Annotated in this window: 18 protein-coding genes; 5 read left to right on the top strand and 13 right to left on the bottom strand. The window is 64.6% G+C overall.

Annotated features, from left to right (window positions below; genetic code table 11):
• Positions 1–68 precede the first annotated feature (68 nt).
• Positions 69–4,157, top strand: a complete 4,089-nt coding sequence (gene hrpA / locus IEG05_RS13260; RefSeq protein ID WP_046620675.1) for an ATP-dependent RNA helicase HrpA — start codon at positions 69–71, stop codon at positions 4,155–4,157.
• Positions 4,158–4,207: 50 nt separating this feature from the next.
• Positions 4,208–5,101 (top strand): EamA family transporter RarD, encoded by an 894-nt coding sequence (rarD, locus tag IEG05_RS13265; RefSeq protein WP_046620676.1) that lies wholly within the window; start codon positions 4,208–4,210, stop codon positions 5,099–5,101.
• 101 nt (positions 5,102–5,202) lie between these two features.
• On the opposite strand, the gene IEG05_RS13270 is transcribed toward rarD, so the two are convergent.
• Genes IEG05_RS13270 through IEG05_RS13280 form a run of 3 tightly spaced genes read right to left on the bottom strand, consistent with a single transcriptional unit; the run spans position 5,203 to position 8,455 of the window.
• Positions 5,203–6,054 (bottom strand): FHA domain-containing protein, encoded by an 852-nt coding sequence (locus IEG05_RS13270; RefSeq protein WP_046620678.1) that lies wholly within the window; start codon positions 6,052–6,054, stop codon positions 5,203–5,205.
• Positions 6,055–6,111: 57 nt separating this feature from the next.
• Entirely contained in the window at positions 6,112–7,659 is a 1,548-nt protein-coding gene (locus tag IEG05_RS13275; protein WP_046620680.1) for a serine/threonine-protein kinase, read from the bottom strand.
• A 19-nt stretch (positions 7,660–7,678) separates the two neighbouring features.
• Positions 7,679–8,455, bottom strand: a complete 777-nt coding sequence (locus IEG05_RS13280) for a PP2C family protein-serine/threonine phosphatase (protein WP_046620681.1) — start codon at positions 8,453–8,455, stop codon at positions 7,679–7,681.
• A gap of 291 nt (positions 8,456–8,746) precedes the next feature.
• Between IEG05_RS13280 and IEG05_RS13285 the strand changes: the two genes are divergently transcribed.
• Positions 8,747–9,886 (top strand): sensor histidine kinase, encoded by a 1,140-nt coding sequence (locus IEG05_RS13285; RefSeq protein ID WP_046620683.1) that lies wholly within the window; start codon positions 8,747–8,749, stop codon positions 9,884–9,886.
• 22 nt (positions 9,887–9,908) lie between these two features.
• On the opposite strand, the gene IEG05_RS13290 is transcribed toward IEG05_RS13285, so the two are convergent.
• Together IEG05_RS13290 and IEG05_RS13295 are read right to left on the bottom strand one after the other, a co-directional pair.
• Entirely contained in the window at positions 9,909–10,640 is a 732-nt protein-coding gene (locus tag IEG05_RS13290) for a TrmH family RNA methyltransferase (protein WP_046620685.1), read from the bottom strand.
• An 11-nt stretch (positions 10,641–10,651) separates the two neighbouring features.
• On the bottom strand, positions 10,652–12,289 hold the full coding sequence (locus IEG05_RS13295) for an NAD(P)/FAD-dependent oxidoreductase (protein ID WP_046620686.1): 1,638 nt from the start codon (positions 12,287–12,289) through the stop codon (positions 10,652–10,654).
• A gap of 248 nt (positions 12,290–12,537) precedes the next feature.
• On the opposite strand from IEG05_RS13295, the gene rlmE reads away from it, so the two are divergent.
• Together rlmE and IEG05_RS13305 are read left to right on the top strand one after the other, a co-directional pair.
• Entirely contained in the window at positions 12,538–13,158 is a 621-nt protein-coding gene (gene rlmE / locus IEG05_RS13300) for a 23S rRNA (uridine(2552)-2'-O)-methyltransferase RlmE (RefSeq protein WP_003300908.1), read from the top strand.
• Positions 13,159–13,232: 74 nt separating this feature from the next.
• A complete protein-coding gene (locus IEG05_RS13305) occupies positions 13,233–13,877 on the top strand; it encodes an ion channel (RefSeq protein ID WP_046620689.1) in 645 nt (214 codons plus the stop codon).
• 64 nt (positions 13,878–13,941) lie between these two features.
• On the opposite strand, the gene IEG05_RS13310 is transcribed toward IEG05_RS13305, so the two are convergent.
• From IEG05_RS13310 to IEG05_RS13345, 8 genes are all read right to left on the bottom strand, one after another.
• Positions 13,942–14,757 carry an alpha/beta fold hydrolase gene (locus tag IEG05_RS13310; protein ID WP_046620692.1) on the bottom strand — a complete coding sequence of 272 codons (816 nt, stop codon included), beginning with the start codon at positions 14,755–14,757 and terminating at the stop codon, positions 13,942–13,944.
• A 221-nt stretch (positions 14,758–14,978) separates the two neighbouring features.
• Positions 14,979–15,866, bottom strand: a complete 888-nt coding sequence (gene yghX / locus IEG05_RS13315) for a YghX family hydrolase (protein ID WP_191122198.1) — start codon at positions 15,864–15,866, stop codon at positions 14,979–14,981.
• A 115-nt stretch (positions 15,867–15,981) separates the two neighbouring features.
• Entirely contained in the window at positions 15,982–16,965 is a 984-nt protein-coding gene (locus tag IEG05_RS13320; protein ID WP_046620693.1) for a ribonuclease Z, read from the bottom strand.
• Between the two features lie 143 nt (positions 16,966–17,108).
• Positions 17,109–18,272 carry an acetyltransferase domain-containing protein gene (locus IEG05_RS13325; protein WP_046620696.1) on the bottom strand — a complete coding sequence of 388 codons (1,164 nt, stop codon included), beginning with the start codon at positions 18,270–18,272 and terminating at the stop codon, positions 17,109–17,111.
• 142 nt (positions 18,273–18,414) lie between these two features.
• Positions 18,415–18,834: a VOC family protein gene (locus IEG05_RS13330; RefSeq protein ID WP_046620698.1), complete on the bottom strand. Its 420-nt coding sequence runs from the start codon at positions 18,832–18,834 to the stop codon at positions 18,415–18,417.
• Between the two features lie 16 nt (positions 18,835–18,850).
• Complete coding sequence (locus IEG05_RS13335) at positions 18,851–19,270, bottom strand: YciI family protein (RefSeq protein ID WP_046620700.1); 420 nt, start codon at positions 19,268–19,270, stop codon at positions 18,851–18,853.
• 120 nt (positions 19,271–19,390) lie between these two features.
• The gene (locus IEG05_RS13340; RefSeq protein WP_046620702.1) at positions 19,391–20,140 is read right to left on the bottom strand and encodes a CPBP family intramembrane glutamic endopeptidase; all 750 of its coding nucleotides are present in this window, start codon (positions 20,138–20,140) and stop codon (positions 19,391–19,393) included.
• 1 nt (position 20,141) lies between these two features.
• Positions 20,142–20,696 carry a COG3904 family protein gene (locus tag IEG05_RS13345; RefSeq protein ID WP_046620704.1) on the bottom strand — a complete coding sequence of 185 codons (555 nt, stop codon included), beginning with the start codon at positions 20,694–20,696 and terminating at the stop codon, positions 20,142–20,144.
• Between the last annotated feature and the right edge of the window lies 1 nt (position 20,697).

Here is a 20,697-nt window from a genome sequence, read left to right on the forward strand (position 1 = left end):
CTTTCCCTTCGGCCGGCCGGGCAAATCTGCGACAATCGCGCCCTTCTCGAATTGCCCCACGGCTGTCCATGACCGACGCAACGCCCGCTATCGATACCCTGCTGAAGAATCTCGACCAGGCCCTGTTCGCTGATCGCCACCGCCTGCGCCGGCAGCTGCACGAGCTGAGAAAGCAGCCGGACGAGGCCAAACTGGCCCAGTGGCTGGAGCGTTTTCAGGCATCCGCCGCCAAGGTCGAGGCGCGCAGGCAGAGCGTGCCGCGCATTCGCTACGACGATAGCCTGCCAATCGCCGCCAAGCGCGACGAGATCAAGGCCGCGCTGGAAAAGCATCAAGTGCTGGTAATTGCCGGTGAGACCGGCTCCGGCAAGACCACCCAGCTACCGAAGATCTGCCTGGAGATCGGCCGTGGCGTGCACGGGCTGATCGGCCATACTCAGCCGCGCCGGCTTGCGGCACGCAGCGTCGCCACTCGCGTGGCCGAGGAAATCAGCACGCCACTGGGTGAGCTGGTGGGTTATCAGGTGCGCTTCGAGGATCAGAGCAAGGACAGCTCGCTGATCAAGCTGATGACCGACGGCATCCTGCTGGCCGAGACACAGCACGACCGTTTCCTCGAGCGTTACGACACCATCATCGTCGACGAAGCCCACGAGCGTTCGCTGAACATCGATTTCCTGCTGGGCTTCCTCAAGACCCTGCTGCCGCGCCGGCCGGACCTGAAGGTCATCATCACCTCGGCGACCATCGACCTCGAACGTTTCAGTCAGCACTTCGACGGTGCGCCGATCGTCGAGGTATCCGGGCGTACCTATCCGGTGGAAACCTGGTATCGGCCACTGGCGGCCGAGATCGACGAGGACGGCAATCGGGTCGAGGACGACCTCACCGTCGACCAGGGCATCCTCGCCGCGCTGGACGAGATCGCCGCCCACGAGCAGAGCGTCGGCAAGCGCCCCGGCGATGTGCTGGTGTTCCTGCCCGGTGAACGCGAGATTCGCGACGCGGCCGAGGTGCTGCGCAAGGCCAATCTGAAGTTCACCGAGGTGCTGCCGCTGTACGCGCGGCTGACGCCGGCCGAGCAGCAGAAGATCTTCCAGCCGCGACCGGGGCGCAAGATCGTGCTGGCGACCAACGTCGCCGAGACCTCGCTGACCGTGCCCGGTATCCGCTACGTGATCGATTCCGGTACCGCGCGCATCAGCCGCTACAGCTACCGCGCCAAGGTTCAGCGGCTGCCGATCGAGGCGGTGTCCCAGGCCAGCGCCAACCAGCGCAAGGGGCGCTGCGGGCGGGTCGAGCCGGGTATCTGCATTCGGCTTTACAGCGAGGAAGACTTCCTCGGCCGGCCGGAATTCACCGATCCGGAGATCCTGCGCACCAACCTCGCCGCGGTGATCCTGCAGATGCTGCATCTGCGCCTGGGCGACATTCAGGATTTCCCCTTTATCGAGTCGCCCGATGGCAAGGCCATCAGCGACGGCTTCAACCTGTTGCAGGAGCTCTCGGCGGTCAATCGCGAGAACCAGCTGACCCCGCTGGGCCGCCAGCTGGCGCGCCTGCCGATCGACCCGCGACTGGGTCGCATGCTTCTCGAAGCCGCACAGCAGGGCAGCCTGGCCGAGGTGCTTATTGTCGCCAGCGCACTCTCGGTGCAGGACGTGCGCGAACGTCCGGCCGACCGCCAGCAGGCCGCCGATCAGGCCCATGCGCAGTGGAAGGACCCCGACTCGGACTTCGCCGCGCTGATCAATATCTGGCGCGGTTTTGAGGAAAAGCGCCAGGAGCTGGGCTCCAACCCACTACGCACCTGGTGCCGGAAGAACTTCCTCAACTATCTGCGTCTGCGTGAATGGCGCGACGCGCATCGCCAGCTGACGCTTATTGCCCGTGAACTCAAGCTTGGCGCTCCCGCGGAGAATCGCGGTCAAGACCGCTCCCACAAGGGCGGCGATACCCGTGGGAGTGGTCTCGACCGCGAAAAGAACACTGCGGAGCGAGCACCGGAACACGCCGGCGCTCCCGCACCGACCACCGACACCAAGGTCAACGTCATCCTACGCCAGCAGGCCGAAGCCAGCGAGGCGGCGCAGAAGGCCAAGAGCTACGCGGCTGTACACAAGGCGATCCTCGCCGGCCTGCTCAGCCAGATCGGCAACAAGACCGAGGAGGGCGACTTCCTCGGCGCGCGCCAGCGGCGCTTCTGGGTGCATCCCTCCAGCGTGATCGGGCGCAAGAAGCCCAACTGGCTGATGGCCGCCGAGCTGGTGGAAACCACCAAGCTGTTCGCGCGCATGGTCGCCAAGATCGAGCCCGACTGGATCGAGCCACTGGCCGGCCACCTGATCAAGAAGAACCACTTCGAGCCGCACTGGGAGAAGAAGCGCGGACAGGTGGTGGCCTACGAACAGGTAACGCTCTACGGCATGATCGTCGTTGGCCGTCGGCCCGTGCATTACGGCCCCATCGATCCGCCCGCTGCCCGCGAGCTGTTCATCCGCGAAGGGCTGGTACGCGGCGAGATGCACAGCCGTGCGCGAGCGCTCAGCGCCAATCGCGAGCTGCTCGAACGCCTCGACGAGCTGGAAGCCAAGGCGCGGCGACGCGACATCCTCGCCGACGAGGAAACGCTATTCGCCTACTACGCTGCGCGCCTGCCGGCGGACATCTACCAGACCGCCAGCTTCGAGAACTGGTACAAGCGCGAAAGCCAGAAAGACCCGCAGCTGCTGATCATGCGCGAGGAAGACGTGCTCGCCCGCGAGGCCAGCGAAGTCACCGCCGCGCAGTACCCGGACCACCTAAGCATCGGCGAGCTGCAGTTGCCGCTGGAATACCATTTCGAGCCCAACCACCCGCGCGATGGCGTGACCTTGCGCGTCCCGGCGCCGCTGTTGCCGCAATTGCGCAGCGAGCGGCTCGACTGGCTGGTACCGGGGCTGCTGGAAACGAAGGCGGTGGCGCTGGTGCGCAACCTGCCCAAGGCACTGCGCAAGAACTTCGTACCGGTGCCGGATTTCGTCGGCGCCGCGCTGGCCAAGATCACCTTCGGTGAAGGCGCGCTGCCGGAGGCGCTGGGCCGTGAACTGCTGCGCATGACTGGTGCACGCGTATCGGACGACGCCTGGGCCGAGGCGGCAGCCGGTCTGGAAAGCCATCTGAAGATGAACATCGAGGTGGTCGACGCCCGCGGCAAGTTCCTCGGTGAGGGGCGTGATCTGGCTGAGCTCACCGCGCGCTTCGCCGAGGCCAGCCAGGCCGCCCTGGCGCCGCAGCAGCAGAAGGCCGAACAGAAGCCGGTCGAAGCCAAGGGTTTTGCCCAGGTCGCAGAAAAGGCCCAGGCGAAGATGGCCGGGCTGTCGATGACCGTCTACCCGGCGCTGGTGGAAGAGGCAGGGGTGGTCAAGGAAGGCCGTTTCCCGACCCAGGCCGAGGCCGAGTGGCAACATCGTCGCGCGCTGCAGCGCCTGTTGTTGCAGCAGCTGGCGGAGCCGGCCAAGTACCTGCGCAACAAGCTGCCGGGGCTCACCGAACTGGGCCTGCTCTACCGTGACATGGGCAAGGTCGATGCGTTGGTCGAGGACATCCTGCTGGCCAGCCTCGACAGCTGCATCCTCGACGGCGAAGCCCAGCTACCGCGTGACGGCGCCGCACTGGCGTCCCTGGCCGAGCGCAAGCGCGGCGACTGGACCGCGCATGCCGAACGCCTGGCGCGCCTGACACTGGAAATACTCAAGCACTGGCACGGCCTGCAGAAGCGCTTCAAGGGCAAGATCGACCTGGCCCAGGCGGTGGCGCTGAACGACATCAAGGCGCAGCTGGGCAACCTGGTCTATCCGGGCTTTGTTCGCGAAACGCCTGCCGAGTGGCTGAAGGAGTACCCGCGCTACCTCAAGGCCATCGAGCAACGCTTCGAGAAGATCGGTGCGCAGCTGCAGCGTGATCGCGTCTGGTCCGGCGAGCTGGCCGGCTACTGGGAGCAGTACCAGACACGGCTGAAGAAGCACTTGCAGGAAGGCAAGCGCGATGCCGAGCTGGCGCTGTATCGCTGGATGCTCGAGGAATATCGCGTCTCGCTCTGGGCACAGCAGCTTGGCACCAGGATGGCGGTTTCGGACAAGCGCCTGAACAAGCAGTGGAGCCAGGCCGAGCCCTGATGCGGGGTTCTGGCGTTCGATTAGTCACGTTCTGATACGCGGGATACCCCATGGAAAGCCGCAATAGCCTGGTGGGCGTGGCAGGCTCGCTGGGCGCTTCGATGCTCTTCGCGACGCTGTATTACTACACGTCGCTGCTCGAGCCGCTGAGTGGCCAGCAGATCTACGGCTGGCGCATTCTGCTCACCGCACCCTGCCTGGCGTTGCTACTGCTCGCCATCGGTCGCTGGGGCGAGGTCCGCGAGATCCTCGTGCGCGTACCGGCAGAGGCGCGACTGTGGCTAGCGCTGCCACTATCTTCGGCGCTGGTCGGTTTGCAGCTGTGGCTGTTCATGTGGGCGCCGATCAACGGCCACGGGCTGGACGTTTCGCTCGGCTACTTTCTGCTGCCGCTGACACTGGTACTTACCGGGCGCCTGGTTTTCGGCGAAACGATCAGTCGATTGCAACGCCTGGCCTGTCTGCTGGCGGCTGTGGGCGTGGGCAACCAGCTGCTATTGGCTTCGTCACTGTCATGGCCGGTACTCGCCGTTGCCCTGGGCTACCCGTGCTACTTCGTTCTGCGCCGCAAGCTCGGCACCGCCAGTCTTGGCGGGCTCTGGGTCGACCTGGTCATCAGCTTGCCGGTTGCTGCGCTGTTCGTCCTAGGCAGCGGTGAAACGTTGAACCTGCTTGCCGGCAATCCCCGCCTGACATTGCTGATCGCCGGCCTGGGCGCGCTCAGCGCGCTGGCGCTGGGGCTGATGATCAACGCCAGCAAATACCTCAGCCTGACCCTGTTCGGCCTGCTCAGCTATGTCGAGCCGGTACTGTTGGTGGTCGTGGCGCTGCTGCTTGGCGAGAGCATCGCGCCGGACCAGTGGCTGACCTACGGGGCGATCTGGGCGGCGATTGTGGTGTTGGTCCTCGAAGGATTGCGGGCGCTGCGTCGGGGGCGAGGGTAGCGTTGGTAGTCATTGATCAGGTGCCGAGGTTTCATCGGGCAGGCGCCGGCTGCTAGGGCAGAAAGCGGCACTGCATGGCCGCCGCTCAAGCCTGTTAGTTGCTAGATCATCTGCTGCGCAACCAGCCCGGCGACAATGGCCAGCCCCAGCGCGCCGAGCAGCATGCCAAGGCGCCATGCGGATTTACCTGGCTCACGAGCAGGAGCGGCGGCAACAGGTGCCGCCGCGTGCAGCGGGTTCGGCGTGGCAGGGCGGGGGCGGGAAGGTTTCGGCTGGGGGGCGACCGTGGCGGGCAGGTCGGTGGCGCGGACGAATACGGTAGCGTCTTCGTCGACGACTTCCGGGGTGCTGACCTTGGGCCCGATCACCAGCAGTGTGGTATTGCCCAGCTGGATCTGGTCGCCCGGCTGCAGCACAGCGGTCGTGACCTTCTCGCGGTTCACCAGCAGGCCGTTGGCTGAGGCCAGGTCCTTCACTTCCAGCACATCGCCCTTGAGGTAGAACTCCGCGTGGCGGCGGGACAGCTCCGCATCGCTGAAGCAGAGTTCGCATTTCACCGAGCGGCCAAAGGTCATCGAGCCGGTGATGTGGTACTTGTGGCCCTGGTTCTCGCCCTTGACCACCTGCAACAGCCAGCGCGGGGCGCTCGCCAGCTTGGTGCCCGCCTTGGCCGGATCGACGATCTGCAATTCCAGCGCGCCCAGGCGCAGGCGGTCGCCGGAACGAATCTGGTAGCGCTCGCCGACCTTCTCGTCATTGACGTAGGTGCCGCCAGGCGTGCCGAGGTCGGTGAGGTAATAGAAGCGGTTTTCCAGCAGCAGTTCGGCGTGAAATGGCGCGACCCCGGTGTCGTTGGCCACCAGTTTGTTGCTGCGGTCCGAACCGAGGGTGAAGCGTTCATCGGCAAGCCAGACCGGACTTTGGCGATTGTCAGCGAAGTGGATCCTGAGCATGGCGCGGTACCTTTTAGCGGAGCGGGCGACGGTCTGAGCCAAACGGCGCTCGGCGAATTATTGGTTGAATATCCGGTTCCACAGGCGCTTGACCGGGTTGGCCGGCGCTTGCGAGGTCTGCGTGTTGGTCGGCGCGGCGCGTGAGGTGCTGGCCGTTGTGCGTTTCACCGGGCGCGGGGCCCGGGCCTTGGCAACCCGCTGAGCATGCGCGTCGTGCAGCGCGAGCAGGGGCGCATAGTCCGGGGTGGCTTCCAGCCCCTGCTGGATGTACTCCAGCGCAAGGGCGAACTCGCGGCGCCCGTAGGCTGCTTCGGCTAGCTCGACATAACGCTCGCTGACCTGTACCAGCCCGTTGCGGGCCACCTCGTTTTCCGGCAACCAGCCCAGCACCTGCTGGTAGTAGTGCACCGCGCTGTCTTCGGCGGGTTGCAGCAACTGATCGTTTGCCAGCCGTTGCGCCGCCAGTTCCAGTGCCTGGGCGATGCGCGCATCGAGCACGCGGCGTATGCCGTCGAGGGCCTCGACATTGTCCGAATCCAGGCGCAGGGCCTGGCGGTAGTAGTAGTCGGCATTGTCGAACGCCGGTGCAGTCAGTTGCCCCTCATCCAGGCGTGCCTCGGCGCGCGTGAGGTAGTCGTTGATGCGGCTGTATTGCAGCCACTGGTAGCCGCCGGCGGCCAATGCGGCGACTGTCACGATCAGCGCCGCACCGATCACCGCCCAGCGGCCGATGCCACGACGGCGACGGCGGCGTCTGGTCGGCGCCTCGATGAATGCCGCCGGTGCGATGCGGGTCTGGTCCATGTCCGGCTCGGTGAGCGTGTCGATGGCCGCCAGTAGCTCACGGCAATTGCCGAAGCGCTCGTCCGGCTGCTTGGCCAGCATGCGGTCGAGCAATGGCTGGTAGGGCGCGAGCGCTGGCGGCAGTTGCGGCAATGGCATCTGCAGGTGATTGAGCACGGTTTGCGGATAGCTGCTGGCGCGGAACGCGTTGGCCCCGGTGAGCATCTCGGCGAGTATCACGCCGAGGCTGTAGATGTCGCTGCGCGCATCGAGTGGCTGGCACTGCGCCTGCTCCGGGCTGCTGTAGGCAGGGCTGCCGACGGCGATGCCGAAGTGGGTGAGCTCGTTATCCAGCTCTACGGCCTTGGCTACGCCGAAGTCGGTGAGCACCACGCTGCCGTCGTCACGGAAGAGAATATTGGCTGGCTTCACGTCTCTATGGACTAGCCCGCCGTCGTGCACCACCGCCAGGCCGCCGGCCAGCTGACGGATGATGTCCAGCGCGCGCGATGGTGAGAAGACGATGCCGCGGTGTTGCGCCAGGTCGCCCCCGCCGAGGTATTCCATGGCCAGGTAGTGCCGGCCATCGGCGATCTGGCCGATGTCGTGGATGGTGATGATGGCCGGGTGGCGCAGCGAGGCGACGATATGGCCTTCCTGGATGAAGCGCTCGGTGAACGCTGCATCTTCCGTGCGCAACAGCACCTTGACGGCCACCTCGCGATCCAGCGACAGCTGGGTGGCCAGATAGACCTCGGCCATTCCGCCTTTTCCGAGCCGCTTGTGCAGGCGATAGCCCGGTATTTCCAGCATCCGATGCATTGTAGAAACTCGCGCTTGCTTACGACTTGAGGGGTTTTAACAGCATGTTGATGAAGCGCCGCCCGCGGGACTCGGCCGCCGGGAGGGGGGCGGTGCGGCCGATCACGATGCAGGAGATGTTGTCGCGGCCGCCGTGTTCATTGGCCTGGTCGATCAGCTGTTCCACCAGGTTCTCGAGGGTATCGGCAAAGGTGCAGCTGGCATGGATCTGCGCGTCGGTCAGCTCGTTGGTCAGGCCGTCACTGCATAGCAGCAGCAGCTCGCCGGGCTTGAGGGTGCCGCTGTGGGCACCGACCTCCAGCGGCGCCTCGCGTCCCAGGCAGCGCAGGATGATGTTGCGCCAGGCGTGGCCTTGAGCCTCGGCCGGCTTCAGCTCCCCGGCGTCGATCATCATCTGCACCCAGCTATGGTCCCGCGTAAGCTGCTCGATACCGTTGGAGGTGACCAGATAGGCGCGGCTGTCGCCGACCCAGGTGAGTTCGAAGTCGGCACCCTTGAAATGTGCTGCGACCAGCGTGGTGCCCATGCCGTCGTCCACAGCCACGTCAAGTACTGCCTGGTTGGCGTGCTGAACCGCTGTCTGCAGCGAATCGCCGCCCTCGATCGCCTGCTGCAGTGCAGACAGTGCCAGGCTGCTTGCAACCTCCCCGCATTGATGCCCACCCATGCCGTCGGCGATGGCCCAGAGCCCCAGCTCCGGCGCGCAGAGCAGTGCATCTTCATTATGGCTGCGCCTGCGCCCTGGCGAGCTTTGCCCGGCGTAGTCAAGCAATGAATCAGAAAGGGTAGGTTGCATGCGAGGGCCCTGCGGCACGACGTCGAGCGAGCATGATGCGTGGGGCTCGTAGGGCTGTCATCGACCGGCACCGCGACAAGCGCAAAACTGTTAACTCGCGCAAAGGGCAGCTTTATTTTTCGGCTGTTATCCGCGAATGCTGGTAGCCCGATATGAGCAAGCGCGTTCAGGCAAACCGGCCGGCTAAAAGTTACTACTGCTGGCGCTGCTTCCCTGTAGTCTCGGCTTCCGCTCCTCACTGACACACCTGTCGTCGCTACAACCATCCGTTTCAGTCACGAGGAGCAAACCATGCGCTTGGCCGATTTCATTCTGGAAAACATCGAACCCATCCTTCAGCAGTGGGAAGACTTCGCCAAGACGATGACACCCGCCGCCAACGGCATGGATTCGGTGGCGCTGCGGGACCATGCGGAGCAGATGTTGCTGGCGATCGCCGCCGATCTGCGCACGGCCCAATCGGTGAAGGCGCGGATCGCCAAATCCCATGGGAAGGCGTCGCCTTCACGAGATGCCACTCCCGCGGAAACCCACGCCGACATCCGCTATTCCTCGGGCTTCACGATCGCGCAGGTCATCGCCGAGTACCGGGCATTGCGCACCAGTGTGCTGGTCCTGTGGATGTCGTCCGATGCTGCGTCGAAAGAGCACGAGATTTCGGACATCGTCCGTTTCAACGAAGCGATCGATCAGTCCCTCGCCGAGTCTGTGGTCAGCTATGCGGACGCCGTGGATGCCGCGCGAAATGTCTTTCTCGGCATATTGGGCCACGACCTGCGAAGCCCCCTCGGCGCCATATTGCTGAGTGCTGACGTACTGCTACGCACAGGGGATCTGCCCCCAAAGCCGACCATCAACGTGTCGCGTATCTATACGAGCGTGAAACGCTCCATCAAGATCGTCGGCGACCTGTTGGACTTTACCCGCACGCACTCAGGCGTAGGCATCCCGGTGCGCATGGACAGCGAAGATCTGGCGCTCGCGTGTGAAGGCATGGTTGAAGAGGCGAGGGCATACAACCCCGACCGACAGATCGTCCTGCAGTCGGAGCCGAGTCTTCCTGGGCAGTTCGATAAATCGCGAATGGAGCAGGTGATTGCCAATCTGATTGGCAACGCCGTCGAGCATGGCGAGGCGGGGACACCGATCACGGTCAGCCTGAAAAGCGATGAGGGGATCGCCGCGCTGACGGTTCACAACGTCGGCCGGCCCATCGCCGAATCGGCAAAAAGCAGCCTCTTCAATCCGATGGTGCGTCACATCCAGAGCGGCAACGCCGAGTACGGTGCGGGTGCGGGGCTCGGCCTTGGACTGTATATCGCATCCGCCATAGTCGATGCTCACCACGGCAGTATCGAGTTCGAGTCGATGGCCGGTAGCGGCACCACGTTCACGGTGCGCATACCCCTGGGCGGCGAGCAGGCTGCATAGTGCAGCCCACCTCAAGCAGCGGCTATCTGCTCAATTCGTACGCGCACATGTTGACTGTTGCCGCCAGATTCAGCGATTCGATGGCGCCACACCCAGGAATCGTGAATGGCTGGGCTTTGAGTGAGGCCAGCTGTTCGCGTGGCACGCCGCGGGCTTCGTTGCCGAACAGGTAGCAATCGAAGGCGCGGAAACTCGCCGATTGCACCGGCTCGCCGCTCATATCCAGGCAGGCGATGCGCTGGAAGCGGGTGTGCAACGAATCCAGTCCAACATCCAGCTCCATCGGCGCATGAAAGATAGCGCCCATGCTCGAACGCACGACCTTTGGGTTGTACGGGTCGACGCTGCCGGGGCTGAGCAGGCAGCGAAAATTACCGAACCAGGCCAGGGTGCGCAGGATGGTGCCCAGATTGCCCGGGTCCTGGATTTCATGCAGGTAGATGGCGCGCTCGCCCGCGAGGGGCGCAGCAACCGGCGCGCCTGTCGCTGGCATCGGCACCAGCGCAACGATGCCCTGCGGGGTCTTGGTATCGGCGATCTGCGCCATCTGGCGATCGCTGATCAGGTGGGGCTTGAACGGGCTTTGCCAGTGCTCGTAGGCGCTGGTCACATACAGCTCGCTGCGTTGCAGCAGCGGGTTATGCAAGGCCGCCTTCTGCAGCTCCAGCACCAGATGCTCGCCCTCCACCAGAAAATGCCCGAACTCGGCCCGGTACTTTTTCTGGTGCAGCTTCTTGATGTCGTCGAGTTTCATCAGGTCGGCGCTCAGTTGCTCTGCACTTCGGTGTGTTCCACTTCAGCCAGCATCGACTTGGCCAGCGCCTCGGCGACCTTGATGCCATCCACGCCTGCCGAGAGAATGCCGCCGGCGTAACCGGCGCCTTCACCGGCCGGATACAGACCGCGCAGGTTGAGGCTTTGCAACGTCTCGTTGTCACGGGTGATGCGCACCGGCGACGAGGTGCGGGTTTCGATGCCGGTAAGCACCGCATCAGCACGATCGAAGCCGCGGATCTGCTTGCCGAACGCCGGCAGCGCTTCGCGGATGGCCTCGATTGCATACTCGGGCAACGAGGGCGCCAGATCGCCCAGGCGCACGCCCGGTTTGTAGGAGGGTTCGACCTCGCCGAACGCGGTAGATGGCACGCCGCGAATGAAGTCGCCGACCAATTGCGCGGGGGCGCAGTAATCGCTGCCACCCAGCTCATAAGCGCGCGATTCCAGGCGCTCCTGCAGCTCCACGCCGGCCAGCGGGTCGCCGGGGAAATCGTGCTCAGGGTTGATGCCTACCACGATGCCCGCGTTGGCATTGCGTTCGTTGCGCGAGTACTGGCTCATGCCATTGGTCACCACGCGGCCTGGCTCGGAGGTGGCGGCCACCACGGTGCCGCCCGGGCACATGCAGAAGCTGTAGACCGCACGGCCGTTCTTGGCGTGGTACACCAGCTTGTAGTCCGCAGCACCCAGCTCCGGATGGCCGGCGTACTTGCCCAGCCGGGCCTGGTCGATCATGCCCTGCGGGTGTTCGATGCGGAAACCGATGGCAAACGGCTTGGCCTCGATGAACACGCCCTGGCGATGCAGCATGCGCACGGTATCGCGGGAGCTGTGCCCCAGCGCCAGCACCACATGGCGACTCTTGATCGTCTCGCCGCTGGCCAGCACCACGCCTTCGAGCTGGCCATCGTTGATCACGAGATCGGTCACTTTGCTCTCGAAGCGCACTTCGCCGCCGAGGGCGATGATTTCCTCGCGCATGGTCGAGACCACACCGGTGAGCCGGAAGGTGCCGATGTGCGGCTTGCTCACATACATGATCTCGGCCGGTGCGCCGGCACGAACGAACTCGTGCACAACCTTGCGCGCGTAGAACTTGGGGTCCTTTATCTGGCTGTAGAGCTTGCCGTCGGAGAACAGCCCGGCGCCGCCCTCGCCGAACTGCACGTTGGATTCCGGCGTCAGGACCTTCTTGCGCCACAGCGCCCAGGTGTCCTTGGTACGGCTGCGCACATCCTTGCCGCGCTCGAGCACGATGGGTTTGAAGCCCATCTGTGCGAGCAGCAGCGCGGCGAACAGTCCGCAGGGGCCGAAGCCCACCACCAGCGGGCGCTCGCTCAGATTGGCTGGCGCCTGGCCCACAGGGTAGTAATTGGTGTCTGGCGCTGGACGCACGTTGTGGTCATCGGCAAAGCGCGCCAGGATGGCCGCCTCGTCGCGGGCCTCCAGATCGATGATGTAGATGAACAGAATGACGCTGTTCTTCTTGCGCGCATCGTAGCTGCGCTTGAATACGGTGAAATTCAGCAGATCGGCGTCGCTGATGTTCAGGCGTTTGACGATGGCCTGGCGCAACTCATCGGCGGAATGATCAAGGGGCAGGGACAGCTCGTTGATGCGAATCATGGCGGTAATCCTGGCCGGTGACTCCGGCAGAGGAAGAAGAAGGGGCGGGGAGTAGGGCGCGGATTGTACCCGTCGCCGCTCGTGCCTGTCAGGCTGCGCTGATGGCCTTCCACGGCCTGTGTGCTGCGACCAGCGCCCGCGGGGCGGCATTATCGGCTTATAATCGCCGCCACTTTGCGTCCAATGGTTGTACCTTGCTGCGCCTGTTGGTCCGCGTCTTACCTTGATTCTCCGTGGTTGGCTCTATCATGAAACGATCCAAAAGCAGCCGTCGTTGGCTGGATGAACACGTCAACGATCCCTTCGTCAAACGCGCCCAGAAGGACGGCTTGCGCTCGCGCTCCAGCTACAAGCTGATCGAGCTGAACGAGAAGGACAAGTTGATACGCCCCGGCATGCTGGTCATGGACCTCGGCTCGGCCCCCGGTGGTTGGTCGCAGGTGGCAGGCGGTATCGTCGGTGAAAAGGGCAGGGTGCTGGCGACCGACATTCTGCCGATGGGCGGGCTGGACAACGTCGACTTCGTGCAGGGCGACTTCACCGAAGACGCTGTTTTTCAGCAGATCCTCGACATGCTCGATGGCCGGCAGCCCGATCTGATCGTCTCCGACATCGCGCCGAACATCAGTGGCGTCGCCGCCGCCGACCAGGCCGCTTCGATGTACCTGGTCGAGCTGACCCTCGACATGGTTCGCCAGGTGCTCAAGCCCGGCGGCAACTACGTGGTCAAGGTCTTCCAGGGCGAAGGCTCGGACGACTTCCTCAAGGATGTGCGCAGCTCGTTCGAGAAGGTGTCGATCCGCAAACCGGAAGCATCGCGCCCGCGTTCGCGTGAGGTCTATCTGGTGGCGAAGGGGTTCAAGGGCTAAGGGCACTTTCAGTGCCCTGCCGCGCGTTCCGCTCCCGCTACACCCGAGCTGGCTGATACATCGATAGGCAATCAATGCTGACCTACCTCGTGCGTTATCCCTCGGCAGCGCTGCTGTTTGTCCAGCTGCTCGGCATCCTGCTGTATCCCTTCATGGAAAACACCCCGCTCGGCCGCGCTGCCTTTGGTGCATTCGGCGTTGTGGTGCTGGTCCTGGCGTTGCGCATCGTCAACCGGAGCCCGACGCTGCATTCGCTGGCGTTCCTGATGGCCGCTGCAATCCTTGGGCTGACGCTTGCTGTCGAACTGACAGCCGTGCCCGGCCTGCATCTGGCGTTGGTCGTGACCGAGTCGATGTTCTACTTCTATGCGGCGGCTGGCCTGATCGGCTACATGATGGAAGACCAGCGCACGACGACGGACGAACTGTTTGCCGTCGGTGCCACCTTCACGCTGCTGGCGTGGGCGTTCGCCTACGCCTATGCGGCCTGCCAGCTCGTTGCCCCGGGCAGTTTCGTCGCTATCCTGCAGCCGGATGAGCCTCGCTCGTGGATGGAACTGCTGTTTCTCAGCGTCACCGTACTCTCCGGTGTTGGCCTCGGTGACATCCTGCCGCTGCGGCCTGTGGCGCGGGCACTGGTCATGCTCGAGGAAATTGCAGGGCTGATGTACATCGCCCTGGTCGTCTCGCGGGTAATCGGGCTGACCATCCGCCGTTAATGACGCCTCCTGCAACGCCGCCCTTCCGAAGGCCCGGTCGCCGAGAGAAACGCCAGGCAAGGCCTTAGCCGATCGCCCGCAAGAACCGTCCAACCCGCTCCAGCACTACGTCCGGCTGCTCGCGATGCGGCACGTGGCCGACGTCGGGCAGCAGCGCCTGTTCGACATGGCCGCCGGCGTGCCGGGCGATCAGTTGCGGGTGGCGTTCGGAGCCGAATTCGTCGTTGTCGCCATGGATGGCCAGTGCCGGGCAGCGGACTCGAGGCAGGGCGTGGGCGAGGGTCCACGAGGCGAAGTCGGGCGCGAGCCAGGTGTCGATCCACGCGCTGAGTACCCAGTCGCTGCGCTCGCCGTGGTAGCGGCGCAGGCGTTCGCGCTGTGCGGGGTCGGCGAACCAGCTTCTGGCCTGGCGGATGCCTTCCAGCGTGCGGGGTTCGACGAAGGTGACCGCCGACATCGTGATCATCGCCTGGCAGGCTGCGGGATATTGCGCGGCACAATGCACCGCCATGCTGCCGCCGACGCTGTGACCGACCACCACAAAACGCTCGATACCCAGATGGTCCAGCACTTGGGCGAAGCCATGCGCGGCTTCATCCTCGACGAAGGTCGGCGCAGGCGGAGCGGTCAAGCGGTCGGAGCGACCGAAGCCCAGCCGGTCATAGGCGACCACCGTGCGGCCGGTAGCCTGGGCGAGCGCGGCGGGGAAATCCTTCCACTGTTCGATGCAGCCGAGCGACTCGTGCAGCAGCAGGATCGGTGCGCAGTTCGGGCGCAGCGCGCCGGCGTCGGGGAACCAGCTACGGACGAACATCTGCCCATGCGTGCTCTGCACCCAGAGGTCGGTCGGGGCGTTGCCGAGCGTTGCGCTAGTGGTCATGGAGGGCTTTCCTGAGCGGTGCGGACCACATAGCAGTACTGGTCTTTTACGTAAACGTCAACATGCAGTGACGGATGTATCGCCAGTGTGCTGCAGCCTTCGGGCAGGCAATGCAGCCGAAACCCGCACTGCTGCGCGGGACAACGCGCGGGCGTTCTGGAGGCAAATCAGGCCAGCGCAGGGTTGGAGCCTGACGGTATCGCCCGCTACGGCAGTAGCCATCAGCTCAGATAACGCTGGAACCAGGCGATGGTGCGTTGCCAGGCCAGCTCAGCCGCCTGCTCGTCGTAGCGCGGGGTGCTGTCGTTGTGAAAGCCATGCTGTGTGCCCGGGTAGATGTAGGCCTCGTAGTGCTTGCCGGCCGCCTTGAGCGCGGCTTCATAGGCGGGCCAGGTTTCATTGACGCGCTCGTCGTGTTCGGCGAACTGGAACAGCAACGGTGCCTGAATCTTCTCCACATCCGCCGGATTGGCCTGACGGCCATAGAACGGCACTGCCGCCGCCAGTTCCGGGTATGCCACCGCGGCGGCATTGGCCACGCCACCGCCATAGCAGAAGCCGGTGATGCCGACCTTTTCGGTGGTGGCTTCGTGGGCCATCAGCCATTCGATGGCGGCGAAGAAGTCGTTCATCAGTTTCTGCGGATCGACTGCGGCCTGCAGTTCGCGGCCCTTGTCGTCGTTGCCGGGATAGCCGCCGACCGAACTCAGCCCGTCCGGTGCGAGGGAGACGAAACCGGCCTTGGCCACGCGCCGTGCGACGTCTTCGATATAGGGGTTGAGGCCGCGATTCTCGTGGACGACAACGATGCCTGGCACCTTGCCCTCGGCCTTGGCCGGACGGACCAGGTAGGCGCGCACCTCACCGTGGCCGTTGGGCGATGGGTAGCTGACGTATTCGGCGATGATGTCCGGATCGGTGAAGGCGACCTGCTGGGCCAACGCATAGTTGGGCGTGAGCGCATCGAGCACCGCCACGGCGGCCGTGCTGCACAGCGTGAAGGCCGCGGCGCGGTCGAGGAATTCCCGGCGGCTGAGCTTGCCGTGGACGTAGAAGTCGTAGAGCTCGAGCAGTTCGGGGGCGAAGTCTTTCGCGGTAAGACGTTCCATCGGCGGCTCCGTCGAGTATCGAAAGCGATGCTGGGTGTTTGCGCTGACAGCAGATGCAGCAGCCAGTGTAGTCAGCCGGGCTGCAGGCGCTGCGTTTGCAGACGATCTTTACGGTTCAGCGCGGCGGGCGTGGGCGAGGTGGCTCGACGGGCGTCAGCTGGCCGTCCTTGCCGAGGTGCAGGCGCATGAAGTCTTCGGCAAGCAGCAGCTTACCGGCGTAAAGGGTGCTGGCTTCGGCGCACAGGTCGTCGATCGAGTGACCACGCCCGGCATTCTTCTGGTAACGCGCGCTGAAGTGGGTCAACACCAGGTTCGGCAGGCCCACCGTTTGCGCGAAGCGTGCCACCGATGCCGCCGTGCTGTGGCCGAAGTCGTTGCGCGCATCGTTGGCGACTGCTTCGGTGTAGGTCGCCTCGTGCACCAGCAACTGGGCGCCGCGGCAGGCCTCGGCAAGCAGTTCGGGACGATCATTGTCGCCGCCGATGACGATGCGTTGCGGCGCACGGCTGAAGCTCAGGTAGTCGTCGCTGCGCAGTATCCGGCCTTCGTGCTCGACATCGAAGCCGCGTGCCAGCTGGCCCCAGAGTGGGCCGCGGGGCACGCCGTCGCGTTCGAGGCGGTCGATGTCCAGCCGCGGATCAGGCCGGGCCTCGGTGAAGCTGTAGCCGTAGCAGGGCACACGGTGGGACAGGGCGGTGGCCTCGATGCGCATGTTCAGGTTGCGCCACTCGCCCAGCGATTCGACCGCGTGAAAGTCGAGGTCGTAGCCCAGCCAGCTCTGGCTCATCTCCAGCGTGGCGCGCACCCAGGTTTCGATGCCCTGCGGCGCGATGATCGTCAGCGCGGCCTTGCGCCCCATCATCCCGGCGCTGGCGAGCAGACCGGGCAGGCCGTAGCAGTGGTCGCCATGTACATGGGTGATGCAGATGGCGCGCAGGTCGTGCAGAGACAGCGGCGTGCGCAACAGCCGGTGCTGGGTGCCTTCGCCGCAGTCAATCAGGTACCAGCTCTTGCCGGTGTCCTCCAGCAAGGCCAGGGCGGTGACATTGCGCGCGCGGGTGGGGGTGCCGGATGAAGTGCCGAGAAATAACAGATCCACGCCGCCGTTCCTTCCTGCCGTTCAACTGATCCGCGAAAGGTTGAGCCTTTGCCGGCGCCGCTGCAATTGCATTTTTGCGACGCCGCGGCCCTGACCGGCTGGCTGGCCGAGCGCCGCGGACCTCGCACTGTCGCAGGGCCGCTTCAGAGGTACTTCAGCCAGGCAATGTCCCTGCGCCGTGCTTTGAGTTCGGCGAACCAGCGCACCGCCGGGAACAGTAGCACCGCTAGCGCCAGGGTGCACAGCCACAGTGGCCACACCGCATCGAAGCCGAAGTGATTGCCGCGGTTCAGACCCCAGATCGCCACGGCGGCGATGTAGAGCAACTTCAGCACGTACAGGTGCAGCAGGTAGAAGAACATCGGTGCCGCACCGAACACGCTGAGCGGTCGCAGCCAGGCGCGGCCCTGCTTGCGTTCGAAGTAACGCAGGAGCAGCAGGCCGCAACCCAGTGTCAGGCACAGGAACAGCAGCGACGGCGGGTATTTGGTGACGTTGAGCAGGCTCATCAGCGTGCGCAGGCCGTCCTCGCCGACGACCCAGGGCTGTTCGCCGTAGCTGTTGATCAGCCGCAGCAAAACGAAGGTCAGCAGGGTACCTTGAGCCCAGCCGCCCAGGTTGCGCTGGCGTCGCTCGGGGTCGGCGTTCCTGGCGAACCAGGGCCCGACAGCGTAGCCAAGGGCGATCACGCCGATCCACGGCAGCAGCGGATAGGAAGTGCGCAGCCGCAGGTTTTCCGAAACCTCGATCCAGCCGCGGTCGTGCAGGATGGCCCAGGGGACGTGCAATGCTGAGTCTGCGGAGAACTGCAGCGGGTCGAGCAGGTTGTGGCCGCCAATGATCACCAGTCCCAGCACGATCAGCGCAGGGCGCGGCAGCCAAAGCAGCGCCGAGAGCGCCAGCATGCTCAGGCCGATCGCCCAGATCACTTGCAGATAGATCACCTGCGGCGGGAACTGGAACGTCCAGGCGAAGTTGACCAGGGTGAATTCGAGCGCCACCAGGAACAGCCCTCGTTTGAGCAGAAAGCTCGACACTGCACGGCGGTCCTGGTGCTTTTCGCCATAAAGAAAGGCCGACAGGCCGGTCAGGAAGATGAATACCGGCGCGCAGAGATGCGCCAGGGTGCGGCTGAAGAACAACGCCGGCTCGGTGACCGCCACATCCATCGGGTCGGGCACCTGCATATGCAGCAGGAAGGTTTCGCGGACATGGTCCAGCAGCATGAACAGGATCACCAGCCCGCGCAGCGCGTCGATGGATTGCAGACGCGCCGCGGCTGGCGGAGTGAAATCGGGGGAGGGCATGAGCGGCTCACAGCAGGATGATCGCAATGCAGGCGCAGACTCGCTGCGCCCGCCGAAAGGTGCGATACGTTATAACAAAAGTCGCTGCCTCTCCAGATGCGAATCAACCACGATTGTCCCCGGCGTAAAAGGGCTGAATGCTTCAGCCCTGCTCGCAGTTAACCATCCACGACACGCCGAAGCGGTCGGTGAGCATGCCGAAACGCTCCGCCCAGGAGGTTTTCTCCAGCGGCATGATCACCGTGCCGCCCTCGGCCAGTGCGGCGAACAGCTTTTCGCTTTCATCCACGCTGGTCGGATGCAGGGAAACCGAGCAACCCTTGATGCCTTCGTACGGCCCGCCACCACAGGTGTCGGGCAAGGAGTCGGAGGCCATCAGCACACCATCGCCGAGGTTCAGGCAGGCGTGCATGATCCGTTCGCGGTACTCGGCGGGAAACTGCTCGGCATCCGGCGCCTGGGCAAAGGTCATCATTTCCAGCGTGCCGCCCAGCACATCCTTGTAGAAGGTGAACGCTTCGCGGGTGGTGCCGTCGAGGGTGAGGTAGGTGGTGATCTTCATTGCTTGCTCCTTGCGGTCATTGATTGAGTTGCGCGCGCAGGCGGTCTTCCTGCTCGCGCAGTTCGGGGGTGAACTCGGCGCCGAAATCTTCCGCTTCGAATATCTGGCGAATCTCGATTTCCGCATCGCCGATGGCCGACTGCGGGCAACGCTTGACCCAGTCGACGGCCTCCTGCAACGAGGTGGTCTGGAACAGCCAGTAGCCGGCGATCAGCTCGCGGGTTTCGGCGAACGGGCCATCGGTGACGCTGCACTGGCCGTCGTTGAAACGGATGCGCGCGCCCTTGTGGCTGGGGTGCAGGCCCTCGCCGCCGAGCAGCACGCCGGCATTGACCAGGTCTTCGTTGTAGCGGCCCATCGCCGTGAGAACGTCCTCGCTGGGCATCTCTCCGGCTTCGGTTTGTGGGGTGGCCTTGATCATCACCATGAAACGCATCGGTGGACTCCTTCAGTGGAATGGAAAGAGCCTAGACGGGCATACGGCAATTTCCGCCGGCTCCGATCACTGGTCGAACGGGCGCCGGAGGAATCGACAGGTCGTTGAAAAAAATATTGCTTAGCGCAGGGGATAGGTCAGCAACAGCAGGTGCAGGCTGTTGACCGCAGCGTGCAGAAACACCGCAACCCACAGGCGATCACCGGAGTAATGGAAGGCCAGGCCGTAGCCCAGACCGGCCAGCGTGGCGAGTCCGGCGAAACCGAAGCCTGCCGGCAGGTGCGCGGCGCCGAACAGGGCAGTCGCCAGGCCGATGCCGATGGCTGCACCGAAGCGTCCGGCCAGTGCACGCTGCAGCAGGCCGCGAAAGATCAGCTCTTCGGCCAGGCAGGTGATGCCCAGGTTGATCAGCAGCCAAGGCAGGAACAGCGCCGGCCATTTCGGTTGCCAGCCCAGCACGCCAGAGGCCAGCGCCAGCAGCGGGACGAGAATCAGGCAGGCGCCTGACGCAAGCAGGGTGAGTCTGATCGAGCGCCAATCCGTTCGTGGCCGGCCCAGCCACCAGGCCAGCAGCAGTGCCGCGACCATTGCCTTGTCCGGGCTGATGTGCAATTGCCAGGGCGAGGCTCCGCCCAGATCCTGCGGTGGGCCGAGCGGCAGCGGGCTGAAGCCGGGCAGCAGATGTGCGGCGAGCAACAGGGCGCCGAGCAGCGTACCGAACAGCCACGGCGAGTTGGGGATGTGCGGCTGAGCGACAAGCCAGCCAGCGAATAGCAGAACGGCCAGCGCGCCAACCGGCTCGATCATGCCGAGGGCCAGGCCGAGCGATAGCGCGACGACCGGAATGCAGTAGTGCAGCCTGCGAATCACACTATTGCAGCCGATAACGCGCGAGCTCCTTTGGCGTGAGCACGCGCATGCGCCACGGTTCGATCAGCTGCATGTCGTCCGCCAGCCGCGTATTGACGCCCATGTCCCGGAAGTAGATGCGTGGTGCGCGGTGTGGTCGCTGGCTGATGGACTGCGCCGACTCGCCATTGGCGACGTAGGGCCGATGCAGGCCGACATAGCCGCGCACGGTGCGCTGCCGTCCCGCCGCCAGCAGGTAGATGCAACTGCCCTGGCAGACCGCGGTCGCCGGCACCAGGGCGTCGAAGCCCGTCTCGCGCAGCAGATAGCCCATGCGCATGGCTTCCGCTGCGCTGCCGCCGATGTTGTCGAGGATCAGCAGCTTGCGCGCGTGTTTGCCAGGGCGGGCCATGATGCCCTTGAGCAGCGCCTCGTAGTCACCCGGCGCAATCTGTTCGGTAACGCGCGCGACCAGCACCAGGCCCTGATCTTCATGTTCCAGCGGCAGCACCTCGACCTTGGCGTGGGCAGTACAGGCGAACAGCGCCAGTGCGCAGAGGGTGACGAAGCGAAGCATC

This window comes from Stutzerimonas kunmingensis (assembly GCF_014764705.1).
GTDB lineage: Bacteria > Pseudomonadota > Gammaproteobacteria > Pseudomonadales > Pseudomonadaceae > Stutzerimonas.